The 13,984-nt window shown below is 65.1% G+C and carries 15 protein-coding genes; 5 read left to right on the top strand and 10 right to left on the bottom strand.

Going from position 1 to position 13,984, the window contains the following annotated elements:
• Window positions 1-70: 70 nt before the first annotated feature.
• Window positions 71-436, top strand: coding sequence for a VOC family protein (locus B4393_RS13060; RefSeq protein ID WP_078334523.1), 366 nt, complete (start codon window positions 71-73; stop codon window positions 434-436).
• Here B4393_RS13060 and B4393_RS13055 read toward each other — a convergent pair.
• The 7 genes from B4393_RS13055 to B4393_RS13025 all read right to left on the bottom strand — a co-directional run bounded on the left by B4393_RS13055 (window position 433) and on the right by B4393_RS13025 (window position 8,161).
• Entirely contained in the window at window positions 433-2,250 is a 1,818-nt protein-coding gene (locus B4393_RS13055; protein ID WP_078334522.1) for a penicillin-binding transpeptidase domain-containing protein, read from the bottom strand. The genes B4393_RS13060 and B4393_RS13055 overlap by 4 nt on opposite strands.
• Window positions 2,251-2,325: 75 nt before the next feature.
• The gene (locus B4393_RS13050; protein WP_078334521.1) at window positions 2,326-3,138 is read right to left on the bottom strand and encodes a GNAT family N-acetyltransferase; all 813 of its coding nucleotides are present in this window, start codon (window positions 3,136-3,138) and stop codon (window positions 2,326-2,328) included.
• 132 nt (window positions 3,139-3,270) lie between these two features.
• Window positions 3,271-4,446, bottom strand: a complete 1,176-nt coding sequence (gene ispG, locus B4393_RS13045; protein ID WP_078334520.1) for a flavodoxin-dependent (E)-4-hydroxy-3-methylbut-2-enyl-diphosphate synthase — start codon at window positions 4,444-4,446, stop codon at window positions 3,271-3,273.
• Window positions 4,447-4,466: 20 nt separating this feature from the next.
• Entirely contained in the window at window positions 4,467-5,702 is a 1,236-nt protein-coding gene (locus B4393_RS13040; RefSeq protein WP_078334519.1) for a M50 family metallopeptidase, read from the bottom strand.
• The gene (gene dxr, locus B4393_RS13035; RefSeq protein WP_078334693.1) at window positions 5,702-6,871 is read right to left on the bottom strand and encodes a 1-deoxy-D-xylulose-5-phosphate reductoisomerase; all 1,170 of its coding nucleotides are present in this window, start codon (window positions 6,869-6,871) and stop codon (window positions 5,702-5,704) included. The genes B4393_RS13040 and dxr overlap by 1 nt, the downstream gene beginning before the upstream one ends.
• 38 nt (window positions 6,872-6,909) lie before the next feature.
• A complete protein-coding gene (locus tag B4393_RS13030; RefSeq protein ID WP_109558301.1) occupies window positions 6,910-7,656 on the bottom strand; it encodes a DUF4097 family beta strand repeat-containing protein in 747 nt (248 codons plus the stop codon).
• 31 nt (window positions 7,657-7,687) lie between these two features.
• The gene (locus B4393_RS13025; RefSeq protein ID WP_078334517.1) at window positions 7,688-8,161 is read right to left on the bottom strand and encodes a histidine kinase; all 474 of its coding nucleotides are present in this window, start codon (window positions 8,159-8,161) and stop codon (window positions 7,688-7,690) included.
• Window positions 8,162-8,317: 156 nt separating this feature from the next.
• On the opposite strand from B4393_RS13025, the gene B4393_RS13020 reads away from it, so the two are divergent.
• Complete coding sequence (locus B4393_RS13020; RefSeq protein WP_070940220.1) at window positions 8,318-8,578, top strand: DUF2631 domain-containing protein; 261 nt, start codon at window positions 8,318-8,320, stop codon at window positions 8,576-8,578.
• Between the two features lies 1 nt (window position 8,579).
• Here B4393_RS13020 and rlmN read toward each other — a convergent pair whose 3' ends face one another.
• Together rlmN and B4393_RS13010 are read right to left on the bottom strand one after the other, a co-directional pair.
• The gene (rlmN, locus tag B4393_RS13015; RefSeq protein ID WP_078334516.1) at window positions 8,580-9,710 is read right to left on the bottom strand and encodes a dual-specificity RNA methyltransferase RlmN; all 1,131 of its coding nucleotides are present in this window, start codon (window positions 9,708-9,710) and stop codon (window positions 8,580-8,582) included.
• Window positions 9,711-9,733: 23 nt separating this feature from the next.
• Window positions 9,734-10,312: a helix-turn-helix domain-containing protein gene (locus B4393_RS13010; RefSeq protein WP_078334692.1), complete on the bottom strand. Its 579-nt coding sequence runs from the start codon at window positions 10,310-10,312 to the stop codon at window positions 9,734-9,736.
• Window positions 10,313-10,412: 100 nt separating this feature from the next.
• Here B4393_RS13010 and B4393_RS13005 point away from each other — a divergent pair, with 100 nt between their 5' ends.
• Window positions 10,413-11,351, top strand: a complete 939-nt coding sequence (locus B4393_RS13005; protein ID WP_078334691.1) for an NAD(P)/FAD-dependent oxidoreductase — start codon at window positions 10,413-10,415, stop codon at window positions 11,349-11,351.
• Window positions 11,344-11,997, top strand: a complete 654-nt coding sequence (locus B4393_RS13000; RefSeq protein ID WP_078334515.1) for a class I SAM-dependent methyltransferase — start codon at window positions 11,344-11,346, stop codon at window positions 11,995-11,997. Before B4393_RS13005 ends, B4393_RS13000 begins: the two co-directional genes overlap by 8 nt.
• Here the strand turns inward: B4393_RS13000 and B4393_RS12995 are convergent.
• The gene (locus B4393_RS12995; RefSeq protein ID WP_070940224.1) at window positions 11,994-12,860 is read right to left on the bottom strand and encodes a LysR family transcriptional regulator; all 867 of its coding nucleotides are present in this window, start codon (window positions 12,858-12,860) and stop codon (window positions 11,994-11,996) included. The genes B4393_RS13000 and B4393_RS12995 overlap by 4 nt on opposite strands.
• A 166-nt stretch (window positions 12,861-13,026) precedes the next feature.
• Between B4393_RS12995 and B4393_RS12990 the strand changes: the two genes are divergently transcribed.
• Window positions 13,027-13,983 (top strand): DMT family transporter, encoded by a 957-nt coding sequence (locus tag B4393_RS12990; RefSeq protein ID WP_078334690.1) that lies wholly within the window; start codon window positions 13,027-13,029, stop codon window positions 13,981-13,983.
• Window position 13,984 lies beyond the last annotated feature (1 nt).

Raw genomic sequence — 13,984 nt, 5'->3', positions numbered from 1 at the left:
ATGCTGTTTTCTACATCGTAGTTCGTAATTGCTTGGCGGAACGTTAGCGACAGCGCGCACAATCGAATTCATGGGCCTGCCCGTCGGACTCACACTTGAGGCGATTGTGATCGACTGCCAGGATGCGTCCACACTCGGTCGCTGGTGGTCTGAGGTGCTGAAATGGCCCCACGAGATCGATGACGACGGGTTCGTCAGCGTCTTCCAGCCGGACCGGCACCCGCCCTTGCTGTTCTTCATGAACGGCCCCGATCCCAAGACCGTGAAGAATCGTCTGCACCTCGACTTCCGCGACGACGACCAGAGCGCCCTGGTGGACAGATTCCTGGCGCACGGCGCCACCCGAATGGACATCGGCCAGGGCGATTCGCCATGGGTGGTGCTGGCCGACCCCGAGGGCAACGAGTTCTGCGTCCTGACCTCGCGCGCGGACTAGGCCAGGTAGTCCGGCGGCAGCGACTGGAACATGACCTTGGTGGCGCGCACCGCGGCCTCCGAACCGCCGCCCCCGACGATCAGGGTGGCGAATGCCATGTCACCGCGATAACCGGCAAACCAGGCATGCGATCCGCCCGGGAACTCGGCCTCACCGGTCTTCCCGTAGACCGCACCCTCACCCTTGAGGTCCATCGCGGTACCGCTGAGCACCGTCTCGCGCATCATCCCGCGCAGACCGTCGACCATCGTCGGGGTCACCGGCGTCCGCTCACCGGTGATTCCGGTGATCTGACCCGAAATCAGCTGCGGCACCGGCGTTTTTCCATTCGCGACGGTGGCCGCGGCCAGCGCCATACCGAATGGCGTGACCAGCACCTTGCCCTGACCGAACCCGTCCTCGGTGCGTTCGGTCACGTTGACGGTGGGCGGCACGTTGCCCGAGATAGTGGTAATGCCCGCGACGTCGTAGTCGGGTCCGATACCGAACTGCGAAGCGGCGACAGTCAAACTGTCCAAAGGCATCTCACTGGCCAGCTTCGCGAAGGTGGTGTTGCACGAATTCGCGAAGGCACGCCACATGGGCACCGTGCCGAGATCGAACTCGTTGTAGTTGGGGACGCTGCGATCGCCGATGGTGACCCGCTTCGGGCATCCGAGCATCGTGTCCGGGGTGGCCATACCGCGCTCGAGCGCGGCCCCGGCGGTGATGATCTTGAACGTCGACCCGGGCGGAAACAGGCCTGTGGTGGCCAGTGGTCCGTCCGCATTGGCCGCGGCGTTCTGCGCGATCGCCAGAATCTCGCCCGTCGACGGCTTGATGACCACCATCATGGCCTTCTGGCCCCGGGTGTTGACGGCGTTCTGCGCGGCGTTCTGCACGGCGCGGTCCAGGCTGATCGTCTTCGACGGCGCCGGAGTGGGTTTCACCTCATTGAGCACGGCGGTGTCGACACCGTTCTGGTTGACGCTCACGACGCGCCAGCCCGCCTCGCCATCCAGTTCGTCGAGCACTGCCTTCTTGACCTGCGCGACGATATCGGGCGCGAAGGCGTCATCGGTGGGCAGCAGGTCCGCGATCGGCGTCATCACCACGCCCGGCCGCAGCGCTCCTGGCCGCGTCTCCAGCGCGATGGAGACCTTGTCCCAGTCGTCCTTGCGCAGCGTGATGAGGTTCATCGGCGAGGTTTGCGCGCTTGCCTGCTCGGCGAGCGATGCGGCGTTCATCTGGTCGTCATAGGGCCGTATGGCATCGGCCAGTGCGGTGGCGGTGCTCATCAGCGCCTTGCCTGCCTTCGACGCATCGAAGGCGATTCTGTACAGATTGGCAGGTGCCAGCACCGTCGTACCGCCTGCCTCATTGACCGTCGCGCGCTTTGCGGGATCGGTACGCAGCGAGAGCATTTGGCGTTCACCGAGTTTGGGGTGCAGATCACTCGGCGCCCAGCGCACCTGCCAGCTGCCGGCCGTGCGCAGCATCTCCAGGCGCCCGTTATAGGTCCAGGCGCGCTTCCTCGGCAGCTGCCAGGTGTAGGTGGCGTCGGCGCTGCCGGTGTCCTGCGTGTATTGCGACCCGTTCACGGCGGCCTTGAACGATGTCGCCTGCAGCCCCGAGAAGGCTTGGTCCAGGCCCACTTTCGCACCATTGGGGTCGTCGGTCAGCTTCGCGGCGGTGGCGGTGTCACCCTTGGCCAGTGCCTCGAAGAACTTCTCGGCCACCGGGCCGGGCCCATCAGGGCGCGGCGTGCACGCAACAGCACTTGCCACCAGCAGTGCCGTGCCGAGCAACGGCAGGACCCACACACCTCTGTTCATCGGGGTCGATGCTAAGACCGCGAGACCCTGAAACCTCGCAGGCGCACGGGACCAACGGGCACTAGCTGACGAGAATTAGCTAACGAGAACCGTCGCGAACGTGCCGAGCCGCGTGAATCCTGCCTTGGCGTAGGACGCGCGCGCCACCTCATTGAAGCTATTGACGTAGAGGCTGGGAATCCGCCCGCTGCGGTGTACCGCTGCCGCAATCGCGGCCACGCCCGCAGTGCCGAGCCCACGCCCGCGAAATTCGGGATCTACCCACACACCCTGAATCTGGCTGACGCTCAGCGATTGTGATCCGATCTCGGCCTTGAAGATGACCCGGCCGTCCTCGAAACGTGCCCATGCCCTGCCCGCGTCGATGAGACCAGCCACCCGTCGCCGGTAGCCGCGTCCCCCGTCGCCGTTTCGCGGGTCGACGCCCATCTCCCCGATGAACATCTGAACCGAGGCATCCAGGTACTCGTCCAACTCCTCGGCACGGACCTGCCGGACCGCAGGATCGACAACACAAATCGGCGCATCGAGCATCGCCAACAGGGGCTGGCAGGCGCGCACCTCACGCGCCGGGCCCCAGACCGGATCGAGGTGGCACCACATGTCGAGCACCACATCCGCCGGACCAACGAGCGACGGGCAGATCCGGTGCTGCTCGATGGCACGTTCGGCGAACAACCGGGTTGCCTCGGGCCCACCCGCCAGCGGAATGATCGTCGTCCCGACGAAGCACAGTGCGTCGGCCAACACGCCCGTCGACCAGATCTCGCCGCCGATGGCCGTGGGGTCGGCACCGCGAGCCTCCACCCGGGCGGAGAGCATGCAGGAGGCCACCGGGTCGAGGTCCAGAACGGCGCGCACCGCCTCGGTATCCGAAGACCCGAGCACGCGAACGGCATCAGACGACGACGCTCCGGGCGCTCCAGGCGCCGGCAGTGTTGTCGTCATCGGCAATCGCTCCCGTGCTTAAGCCTCTTCGCGCGAGCGCTCATCGGTTCGTCCACTTGCGCCGAGCTATCTTCAGCTTACGGTGACGACCGGCTGGCCTGTAGGAGTTCCGTCGGTTCCGATCTCCGTGCCGTTCTCCAGGCCCATCTCTTCGGCCAGACGCATGGCCTCGTCGATGAGGGTTTCGACAATCAGCGCCTCCGGCACGGTCTTGATGACCTCGCCCTTCACGAAGATCTGCCCCTTGCCATTGCCGGATGCCACGCCCAGATCCGCCTCGCGAGCCTCACCCGGTCCGTTGACGACGCAGCCCATGACCGCGACGCGCAATGGCACATCCAGCCCTTCCAGTCCGGCGCTCACCGCGTTGGCCAGGGTGTAGACGTCTACCTGCGCGCGCCCGCAGGACGGGCAGGACACGATTTCCAGCCCACGCGGCCGCAGATTGAGGGACTCCAGAATCTGGTTGCCGACCTTGACCTCCTCGGCGGGGGGCGCCGAAAGAGATACGCGGATGGTGTCGCCGATGCCCTTGGACAACAGCGCACCGAACGCCACAGCCGACTTGATGGTGCCCTGGAATGCCGGGCCGGCCTCGGTAACACCCAGATGCAGCGGGTAATCACACTGCGAGGCCAGCAGTTCGTATGCGGCGACCATGATCACCGGGTCGTTGTGCTTGACGCTGATCTTGATATCGCCGAAGCCATGCTCCTCGAACAGGCCGGCCTCCCACAGCGCCGACTCGACAAGCGCCTCCGGCGTGGCCTTGCCGTACTTGCCGAGGATGCGCGGGTCCAGCGAGCCCGCGTTCACACCGATGCGGATGGGGATCCCGGCGTCACCGGCGGCCTTGGCGACTTCCTTGACGCGGCCGTCGAACTCCTTGATGTTCCCCGGATTCACGCGCACGGCGGCGCAGCCGGCGTCGATCGCCGCGAAGATGTACTTGGGCTGAAAGTGGATATCGGCGATCACCGGGATCTGGCTCTTGCGCGCGATCTCGGCGAGGGCGTCGGCATCCTCCTGCCGCGGGCAGGCAACACGCACGATGTCACAGCCGGAGGCGGTCAGCTCGGCGATCTGCTGCAGGGTCGAGTTCACGTCATGGGTCTTGGTGGTGCACATCGACTGCACCGAGACCAGCGAGTCGCTGCCCACCCCGACGTTTCCGACCATGAGCTGACGCGTCTTACGCCGCGGCGACAGTATCGGCGGCGGTGCACTCGGAATACCCAGGCTGGTCATGTGATCCTCCAATTGGATCGCTATTGAAAAAGTCTAATCGGGTTGACGATGTCGGCGGTGATCGTCAGCAGCATGTAACCGACAACCACCACCAGAACGAGATAGGTCGCCGGCATCAACTTCATGTAGTTGACGGGCGCGCCTGCCGTGAGGCCCCGCGCCGACCGGATCATGTTGCGGATCTTCTCGTACGTGGCCACCGCGATGTGCCCACCATCAAACGGCAACAACGGCAACAAGTTGATGGCACCGAGCGCAAAGTTGAGCTGCGCCAACAGGATCCAGAACATGATCCACATGTCGTGCTCTACCGTCTCGCCACCCATGCGGCTCGCGCCGACAATGCTCATCGGCGTGTCCATCGCCCGCTCGCTGCCGGTGATCGAGTCCCAAAGGGCGCCGACCTTCGTCGGGATCTTCCCGATGGCCTTCACTGTTTCGACGGCAACGGTCCCGATGAGGTTCCCGGTGGCCGGAACCGCGGTCAACGGGTTGTAGTGCTTCTGTGGCACATAGGTACTCAGTGAGGCACCGACGGCACCCACCGAGATGAGCTTGCCCGCCTTCTCGTCCCAGCGCTGCGTCTCGGCGACGGTCACCAGGAGAGATTGCTGTTTGCCGTCGCGGGAGATCTCGAACACCTGCGGACCGCGCAGCTCTCGAATGGCGGTAACCATGTCGCTGGATGTGCTGACCGGCTTGCCCGCGATGGCGAGCACTTGATCACCCTCACGCAGGCCCCCGAGCGCCGCCGGCCCCTCCCCGGTGCAGGTCGCCATGTCCGTGGGATTGGCACTCTTTTGCGGTGCCACACAGCTGGTTTGCTTGACCTCGGGATGTGTAGGCGCGTTGTTGTCGGGCAGGCCCCAGAACAGGACGACGCCGTAGAAGACCACGATGCCGATGAGGAAGTTCATGGCGGGTCCGGCGAACAGCACCGCGACCCGCTTCCAGACCTTCTGTTTGTACATCGCGCGGTCGGATTCCTCGGGAGTGAGTTCCTCCACCGAGGTCATGCCGGCGATATCGCAGAAGCCGCCCAGCGGGACGGCCTTGAGGCCGTATTCGATGATGTCGTTGGCGCCGTGGTTGCTCTTGCGCTTCGTCGACCACAGCGTCGGACCGAATCCCACGAAGTAGCGGCGCACCTTCATGCCGGTGGCCTGCGCCACCCACATGTGCCCGCACTCATGCAGCGCCACCGACACCAAGATCGCCAGCGCGAAGAGTGCGATTCCGATCACGTACGCAGCCATCAGGTTCGATTTTCCTCCGTGGAGATGAGATGCGCAGCCTGCCGGTCAGCCCAGTTCTGCGCATCAAGTACATCGTCAACGGTAGCGGGTTCCGCAGAGGTTCCTTCCCATTGGCTTGCCGCATCGAGCACATCGGCAATTGTTCGCACGATGGACCTGAATCCGATGCGTCCGTCCAGGAAGGCGGCGGCCGCGGTTTCGTTGGCGGCGTTGTAGACGGCGGTCATACATCCCCCGGCTTCACCGGCGCTCCGGGCCAGCTCGACGGCGGGAAACACCTGTGTATCCAGCGGCTCGAACTCCCACGTGGAGGCGGTGTTGAAGTCGCAGGCCAGGGCCGCGCCCGGTACTCGATCCGGCCATCCCAGCGCCAAGGCGATCGGTAGTTTCATATCGGGCGGGCTGGCCTGGGCCAGTGTCGACCCGTCGGCGAACGTCACCATCGAGTGCACGATCGACTGTGGGTGCACAACCACACCGATCTGCCGATACGGGACGCCGAACAGCAGATGTGTCTCGATGAGCTCGAGCCCCTTATTGACCAGTGAGGCCGAGTTGAGCGTATTCATCGGCCCCATCGACCACGTGGGGTGTGCGCCCGCCTGTTCCGGGGTGACATCCGTGAGCTGCTCGGCGGTCCATCCCCGAAACGGACCGCCCGAAGCGGTCAGGATGAGCTGTGCGATCTCGCCGCGGGTTCCACCACGCAGACATTGCGCCAGCGCGGAATGTTCGGAGTCGACGGGCACGATCTGTCCGGGGGCGGCGGCCTTGGTTACCAGCGGCCCCCCGGCCACCAGGGACTCCTTGTTGGCCAATGCCAGACGGGCCCCGGTCTTCAGTGCAGCCAGGGTGGGGCGCAGCCCGAGAGCCCCGACAAGCGCGTTGAGCACCACATCGGCCTCGGTGGTCTCCACCAACTCGGTGACGGCACCGGATCCACTCAGCACCGGAATGTCCAGGCGGGCGGCGGCGCTCTCGTCCGCCACCGCGACGTTGGTGACCCCGGTCTCCGCGATCTGCCGGCGCAGCAGATCCACGTTGCCGCCGCCCGCGGCCAGGCCGACCACTTCAAACCGGTCAGGGTTGGCGGCGATGACCTCGAGCGCCTGGGTGCCAATGGACCCGGTGCTACCGAGGAGAAGGACGCGGCAGACCTCTGAACTCACTGTCACCCGCTCATTCTGCCCCGGCAGCGCGGCCGCCCCTACCCCGCAAGGGCCACCGGGCGGTGCAGGTCGACGTCCCCCTTGGCCGAGCGGATGTTCACCTCGAAAATCTCGTCCGACGCCTCGGGCCCGTCTGCCAGTTCCAGCGAGTTGGAGAACGCACCTGAATGCGTGTCGATTGCCAGCCTCGCGGCTGTGCCCCGGGCGATCCCAATCGAGGTGTTGCCGCTTGCCGTCTCGAAGACCAGGCCACCCGCGACGGCCATTCCGATGTCCACCGATCCCGATGCCGATGCGACTCTGGCGTGACCGCGCAACACCTTGACGGCAGAGTCGCCGCTGGCGGTGTTCCGCTTGATATCACCGGTCAGCTCACGGATCGACACGCCTCCCGAGGCGGTATCGACCTTTGCGACACCGCTGATCGCGTCGATGATCAGATCTCCGCTGGCGGATTGGAAACGGACATCGCCATAGTCGCCGTCGGCGCGCACTTCCGCCGAGGCCACCGAAATGTCCAGGCGGGACTGGCTCGGAAGTTCGACCACAATGTCGATGGTCCCGGTGCGAAATGTCAGACCCTGCGAAGACAACACCGACAGCACGCCCTGGGAGTACGAAACACGGGTGCGTTCGGCGGTCCTGAGATCGACAGTCTTCGCCTCGTCGCCCGGACGAACCACCACCACGGTGTCCGCGCGGTCACTCGCGATGACCTGAAGGGTGCCCCGGGCCAATTCCACCTTGGCCGTGATGGGGTTTGGGGTATCGAATGTAGCTGGCATAGATGACACGGTCATGATTTCCCTTCCTTGGTTAGCGAACCCAGCCGCTGATGGTGTTTCCATAGCGGGATGTTCTTGTCCCCGTGCGCTTTTCAACTGCGGCTACCGCGGCGCGCACCAGCCATGCGTTGAGTGAGATGCCCTCGTCTCCGGCGGCGGCCTCCACGGTGGGCCGCAGGTTCTCCGGCAGCCGCAGGGTCACGCGCCAGGTGCCGCCGCTGCCGTCATCGGCGGGGACCGCAGTCTCCGGCGGTGCGGGTGGGGTCGGCTGGGTCACCGTGAACTCCGGTTCCCGGCCACGCAGGCGCACATCGACCACGGTGGGCGCGAGTTCACGGGTGACTTCCTCGGCGGCCGCCGAAAGGGCGTCGAGCAGTGCCAGCCGAATGGCCGACTCCAACGGCGCGGTCAGCCGCTCCGCCAGGTCCCCGGCCTCCGCACCACCGGCTTTTGCGGCGATGACGAGGTCCTCACGTACGGAGTCGACATACGGTTGCAAATTCATGGTGTCATGGTGACACCATTTTGGTGTCATTGCAAGCGTCATGTGCGCACGGCAGTGCTCGATTCGGCGTAACGCGGGGTGCCGCCCGCACCCTGAAGCAGGCGGGCGTGGCACACTATGGGCTGTAGTAGACGTCTGAGATCTGGAGGGCTGGCGGTGGCCACGACCGAGGTTGTCAAGTACGACGGAGTCGATGTCGCGGACGTGCCGTCCGTAGCGTTCGGGCGCGGGCTGTCCGGCCAGAATCCGCGCGTCTTCCACATCCTGGGCGTCGTCATGGCAGCAGTTCTGCTGTGCATGCTCGTCGGCAATCACGTCGGCAAGGTCGAGGACGTCTTCCTGGTCGGTTTCGCCCTCATCGTGTTGGCATTCACCGCCAACGACTACTTCGGCCGCCGGTCCGGCCGCATCCGCTAACTCAGCGTTCGGAAGCGGCCAGCTGGCCGCACGCGGCGGCAATCTCGCGGCCACGGGTATCACGCACCGTGCAGGAGACCCCCTGCTCGCGGACACGTCGTACAAATTCGCGCTCAACGGGTTTGGGGCTGGCATCCCATTTGCTGCCTGGCGTTGGGTTCAGCGGAATCAGATTCACATGAACGAACTGCCCCAAGGCTTTTCGCAACTTCTTGCCGAGCATGTCGGCACGCCACGGCTGATCGTTCACATCACGAATGAGGGCATACTCGATCGACACCCGCCGCCCCGTGGCATCGGCGTAGTAGCGCGCAGCCTCAAGCACCTCGCTGATGGCCCACCGGGTATTGACCGGCACCAGGGTGTTGCGCAGCTCATCGTCCGGGCAGTGCAGCGAAACCGCGAGTGTGACACCGAGCCCCTCGTCGGCCAGCTTCCGGATGGCCGGCGCCAGCCCCACCGTGGACACCGTGACACCACGCTGCGATATGCCGAAACCCTCCGGGGGCGGCGCGGTGATCTTACGCAACACCGTGAGTACCCGGTTGTAGTTGGCCAGGGGCTCCCCCATGCCCATGAAGACGATGTTCGATAACCGGCCCGGTCCGCCCGGCAACTCGCCGTCCCGCAAGGATGCCGCGGCATCACGGACCTGCTCCAGGATCTCGGCGGCCGACAGGTTGCGGGTCAATCCGCCTTGGCCGGTGGCACAGAATGGGCACGCCATACCGCAGCCGGCCTGAGACGAGATGCACAATGTGTTGCGATCCGGATAGCGCATCAGCACCGATTCCACGGTGCTGCCGTCATGCAAGCGCCACAAGGTCTTTCGGGTATCGCCGGAATCACACGCCACCTGACGCAGCGGATCAAGCAGGCGGGGAAACAGCGCTTCGCTCACGCCATCGCGTGCACCCGCCGGCAGGTCGGTCATCGTCGCGGGATCACCCACCAGCCGTCCGTAGTACTGGTTGGCGATCTGCTTGGCGCGAAATGCCGGAAGCCCCAATGCGGTCACCACATCGCGACTCTGCTCGAGGGTCATATCCGCCAGATGGCGCGGCGGCATGGCCCGGCGCGGCGCATCGAAGACCAGCGGCAACGGAGCAGCGGGACCCTCGGTGGCAGACATAGTGCTACCAGTATCTCAGCTGATCACTGGTCCCCGGAACCAGAACGTGCCCGCACATGCATTCGCTCCCCCTGCGGGCCGAAAATGTGCAATACCTCGACGGGTTTGTCGGTCGGATTACCGAACCAATGCGGGATATGAGTATCGAACTCGGCGGCCTCGCCCGCGGGCAGGATGAGATCAAGCTCACCGAGCAGCAGCCGCAACTTCCCCGACAGCACATACATCCACTCGTAGCCTTCGTGGACCTTCATATTCGGTTCCCCCTTCGGCGAATGGGGCGGGATGATCTGCTTGAAGCACTGCACGCCGCCCGGTCGGCGCGACAACGGCAGGTAGATCGATCCGTTCCGCTTGAACGGCTTGGGATGGACGCGCGGATCTCCCGTGGCGGGAGCGTTCACCAGTTCGTCGAGCGGAACCTGGTGCGCCTCGGCCAGTAGCAGCAGGAGCTCCAGGGTGGGGCGGCGCTGGCCGGATTCCAGACGCGACAACGTGCTCTCGGAGATACCCGTCGTCTCCGACAATTGCGCCAGAGTGACCTGACGATGCAGACGCAACGCCCGCAGCCGCGGCCCCAGGGCATCGAGCACCGCTTCCATGCGCTGATTTTGGTCGTCCATAGGGTCCATGGTGACCCTCGGGTTGCCACTTTGGCAAGAAAGCTTGCGTATCTCGCAAATCTGCGCCAATAGTGGTGCCATGAACAAACTCTGGGATGTCGCCATCATCGGTGGTGGGGCTGCAGGACTATCGGCCGCCATCACGCTCGCCCGGTCGCGGCGGTCGGTCGTCGTGATCGACGACCACCGCCCCCGCAACGCGCCTGCGGATCGAGTCCACAACTACCTGGGACGCGAATCGACACCCCCGGCCGAGCTATTTGGCATCGGTCGCGATGAGGCGGCGCAATACGGCGCGAGCTTCCTTGACGGGCGCGTCGCATCGATATCCCACGCGGACAACCATTTCAACGTATCGCTCGATGGTGAGCCCACCGTGCTCGCACGGCGGGTACTGGTGGCCACCGGAGCGGTGGATGAACTGCCCGATGTCGAGGGATTGGCGCAGCGCTGGGGCCGCGACGTTCTGCACTGCGCATACTGCCACGGGTGGGAAGTGCGAGATCGTGCGATCGCCGTGCTGGGCACCGGCCCCCTGGCAGTCCACCACGCACTGATCTTCCGTCAGGTCAGTGACGACGTCACCTTGGTGCGGCACAACGATTTCCCGTTATCGCGTGATGAGGCCGCCCAGTTGGCTCGCAGGGATATCGGCGTCGTCGACGGGCCGGTGGCACGGCTGCGAATCACCGATGACGCACTCTCCGGGCTCGAACTGGAAACCGGCGACACGGTTCCGTGTCAAGCACTGGTCGTGGCAACCGTGGTCTCGGCGCGCATCGACATGCTGGCCCCCGTGCGCCTTACCGCGCAGGAGATGCGACTCGGCGACCATCTCCTAGGGACCTACCTTCCGGTCACCAGGGGCGCCACCGCGGTTCCCGGTATCTACGCCGCCGGAAACGTGACAGACATCAAGGCACAGGTCATCACATCGGCGGCGGCCGGAAACGAAGCCGCCGCCGCCATCAACGCCGACCTTGCGGTCGCCGACGCCAGGGAGCTACAACATGCATGATCACAACAACCCGCCGTCCGACGAGAAGTCGTGGGACGAGTTCTACCAATCGCACGATGCGCTGTGGAGCGGGAACGCCAATCCGCAACTAGTGACTGAGATCTCGTCGCTGCCTCCGCGGACCGCACTGGACGCCGGTTGCGGTGAAGGCGGCGATGCGATCTGGCTCGCACAGCGGGGCTGGCAGGTCACCGGCATGGATTTCGCAGAGACCGCGCTACGCCGTGCCGCCGATAACGCCGTGAAGACCGATCCCGAGCTGGCCAACCGGATCGCGTGGGCCCAGGCCGACCTGACCACATGGCAGCCCAGTCGACAATTCGATTTGGTGACATCGCATTTCATGCACCTGCCAACAAAACTTCGTGAGCCGGTGTTCGCGGCGCTGGCCGCCGCCGTGGCCCCCGGGGGCACGCTGTTGATCGTGGGGCACCATCCGTCGGACATGCAAGCAGCGATAGGACGACCGGACTTACCCGACTGGTACTTCACGGCGGAGGACATCGCCGACACCCTTGACCCGGACCAGTGGAACGTCCTCGTCGCCGAATCACGGAACCGGACCTTCACACGAGACGACGAGGAGTTCGATATCGCCGACACGGTACTCCGAGCCGAACGCAAACCCTCAGCGGGAACGAGCTAGGCGATAGCCGCCGCTGCTCCCGAAAGAGCTTCGCGGGCAGCTTGTTCAACAGCGCTAAACACCACGGGGTCCAGCCCGCGGCGGCCGACGACCGATAGCGTCGCCAGGTTCGCCGCGGGCATGGAGTCCACGGGCGCAATGCCGTCGGGCAACCAACCGATGATGGGCAGCAGCGCCATGCCGAGTCCCGACCGCAGGCCCGCGTACAGCCCCGACAAATCCGGTGATTCACCGACGATCTGATACTGGCGACCCAGCGTGTGCAACGCACTGAACATGGGAGCGCGCAGGGTGCACGGTTCGGTGAAGGTCATGACAGCCAGGGGCCCACCGGAACTCACCCGGTAACCGCGCGCCGCCACCCATTGCAGACGAACGGTGCCCACCGCGTTGGCGCGGTCCAGGCCCGAACCGTCGAGTATGACTGCCAGGTCCATGGTTCCCCGGTCCACCGATTCGGCGAGATACAGATTGCGGTCGAACCGCACGCGCACCGACCAGTCCGGAAGATGGCTCCGCAAGGCCGTGGTGATGCTCGGCAAGATCAAGTCCGCACCGTGTTCGGTGACACCCAAAACCAGGGGACGCTCCCGGCCCGTCACCAGATCATCGACCGCAATGTCATGTGCGGCCAAGATTCGGCGGCCATGTGCCAACAACTGCGCACCTTTGTCGGTGAACACCACGCCGCGCCCGGAACGCCGGACCACCGGCTCCCCGATCGCCGCCTCCAGCTTGCGCACATGCTGACTGACCGCGGACTGGGTCAGGTGCAGCACCGCGGCGGCGCGGTGGAATCCGCCACAGTCCGCAACCGCGACAAGCGACCGCAGCGGCGCGATATCGAGCGTGGAACTCGCCATATCGACACCGTAGCCCGATCACAAGACCTGATCAATATTTCAATCTTCAGCAGTAGAGCATCGAGCTGGCACATATTTCGCTTCTTAATCGATAAGCATCAGCGATTGATTTTGATTGGTAATCATCGTTGGACACCGGCCACCTCGAGCCACCACCATGGCAGTCATGCAGAAGATGACCGTGCCCATGACGAGGTCCTCCGCCGCGGCACTCACGTTTCTGTACGCGCTCGGCTACCCGATCGGGGCGCTCTCGGTGTCCGCCATGACGCCGATGCTGGTGTTGGTCGCCCGCTTCGCGCTCGCCGGAACCATCCTGGCCGGCTGGGCGCTCGTGGCGAGGTCGGTCTGGCCAACCGGCCGGCAACTCGGCCACGTCATCATCACCGGACTACTCATGCAGGCCGTGCAGTTCTGCGCGCTGTACGAGGCCCTCGATCATGGGGCGCCGGCGGTATTGGGCGCGGTCGTCATCTCGATGAATCCCGTTGTCACCGCGGTGCTGGCCGCGATATTCCTGGGTGAGCGCCTCAACGGCCGGCGACTTGTTGCCCTCGCACTGGGCGTGGTGGCTGTCCTTGCCGCATGCGTGCACCGGCTGCTCGCCACCGGCGGAGTCGACACCGTGCTGGTGCTGCTCCTGGTCGCATTGTTGGGCCTGGCCGCGGGCGGTGTCTATCAACAACGCTTTTGCGCCGATGTCGACTTTCGCGTCAACAGCGCTATCCAGAACCTCGCCGGGCTGCTCCCGGCGGGCGCCTTGGCCCTCCTGACCCCCAGCGTCGTTCACGATGCATGGCAGGCGGCCGGCGCCGTGGCGGCGGTGGTGTTGCTCAACGCCACCCTGTGCACATCGCTGTATGTGCGGTCGGTGAGCAAGTTCGGTGCGGCCGCGGTGGCAATGCTGTTCTGCATCATCCCTGCCGTGGCCGGGTTGTTGTCCTGGATTCTGCTTGGCCAGCGGCTGGATGTCGGTATGGGAATAGGGCTGGTGATCGGTGCTCTCGCATGCTGGCTCAATGCTCGGGCAAGCCGGCCCGCCCAGGCCGCCGATGCTCCGCCCCGGCCGACAATCGAGGTAGCGACCGCCGCGCCTACCCCTGCGCCCGCGGCGGCCAGCTAGC

Origin of the sequence: Mycobacteroides franklinii, assembly GCF_002013895.1 — a bacterium.
GTDB lineage: Bacteria > Actinomycetota > Actinomycetes > Mycobacteriales > Mycobacteriaceae > Mycobacterium > Mycobacterium franklinii.
This window is presented reverse-complemented; position numbering and strand designations above follow the sequence as displayed.

Excerpts from the sequence above, each read along its gene's own strand:
- B4393_RS13025 (WP_078334517.1), bottom strand. The coding sequence starts at position 8,161 with ATGAATTTGCAACCGTATGTCGACTCCGTACGTGAGGACCTCGTCATC.
- B4393_RS13030 (WP_109558301.1), bottom strand. The coding sequence starts at position 7,656 with ATGCCAGCTACATTCGATACCCCAAACCCCATCACGGCCAAGGTGGAA.
- B4393_RS13040 (WP_078334519.1), bottom strand. The coding sequence starts at position 5,702 with ATGGCTGCGTACGTGATCGGAATCGCACTCTTCGCGCTGGCGATCTTG.
- ispG (WP_078334520.1), bottom strand. The coding sequence starts at position 4,446 with ATGACCAGCCTGGGTATTCCGAGTGCACCGCCGCCGATACTGTCGCCG.
- B4393_RS13000 (WP_078334515.1), top strand. The coding sequence starts at position 11,344 with ATGCATGATCACAACAACCCGCCGTCCGACGAGAAGTCGTGGGACGAG.
- B4393_RS13005 (WP_078334691.1), top strand. The coding sequence starts at position 10,413 with ATGAACAAACTCTGGGATGTCGCCATCATCGGTGGTGGGGCTGCAGGA.
- B4393_RS13060 (WP_078334523.1), top strand. The coding sequence starts at position 71 with ATGGGCCTGCCCGTCGGACTCACACTTGAGGCGATTGTGATCGACTGC.
- B4393_RS13055 (WP_078334522.1), bottom strand. The coding sequence starts at position 2,250 with ATGAACAGAGGTGTGTGGGTCCTGCCGTTGCTCGGCACGGCACTGCTG.
- B4393_RS12995 (WP_070940224.1), bottom strand. The coding sequence starts at position 12,860 with ATGGCGAGTTCCACGCTCGATATCGCGCCGCTGCGGTCGCTTGTCGCG.
- rlmN (WP_078334516.1), bottom strand. The coding sequence starts at position 9,710 with ATGTCTGCCACCGAGGGTCCCGCTGCTCCGTTGCCGCTGGTCTTCGAT.
- B4393_RS12990 (WP_078334690.1), top strand. The coding sequence starts at position 13,027 with ATGCAGAAGATGACCGTGCCCATGACGAGGTCCTCCGCCGCGGCACTC.
- B4393_RS13010 (WP_078334692.1), bottom strand. The coding sequence starts at position 10,312 with ATGGAAGCGGTGCTCGATGCCCTGGGGCCGCGGCTGCGGGCGTTGCGT.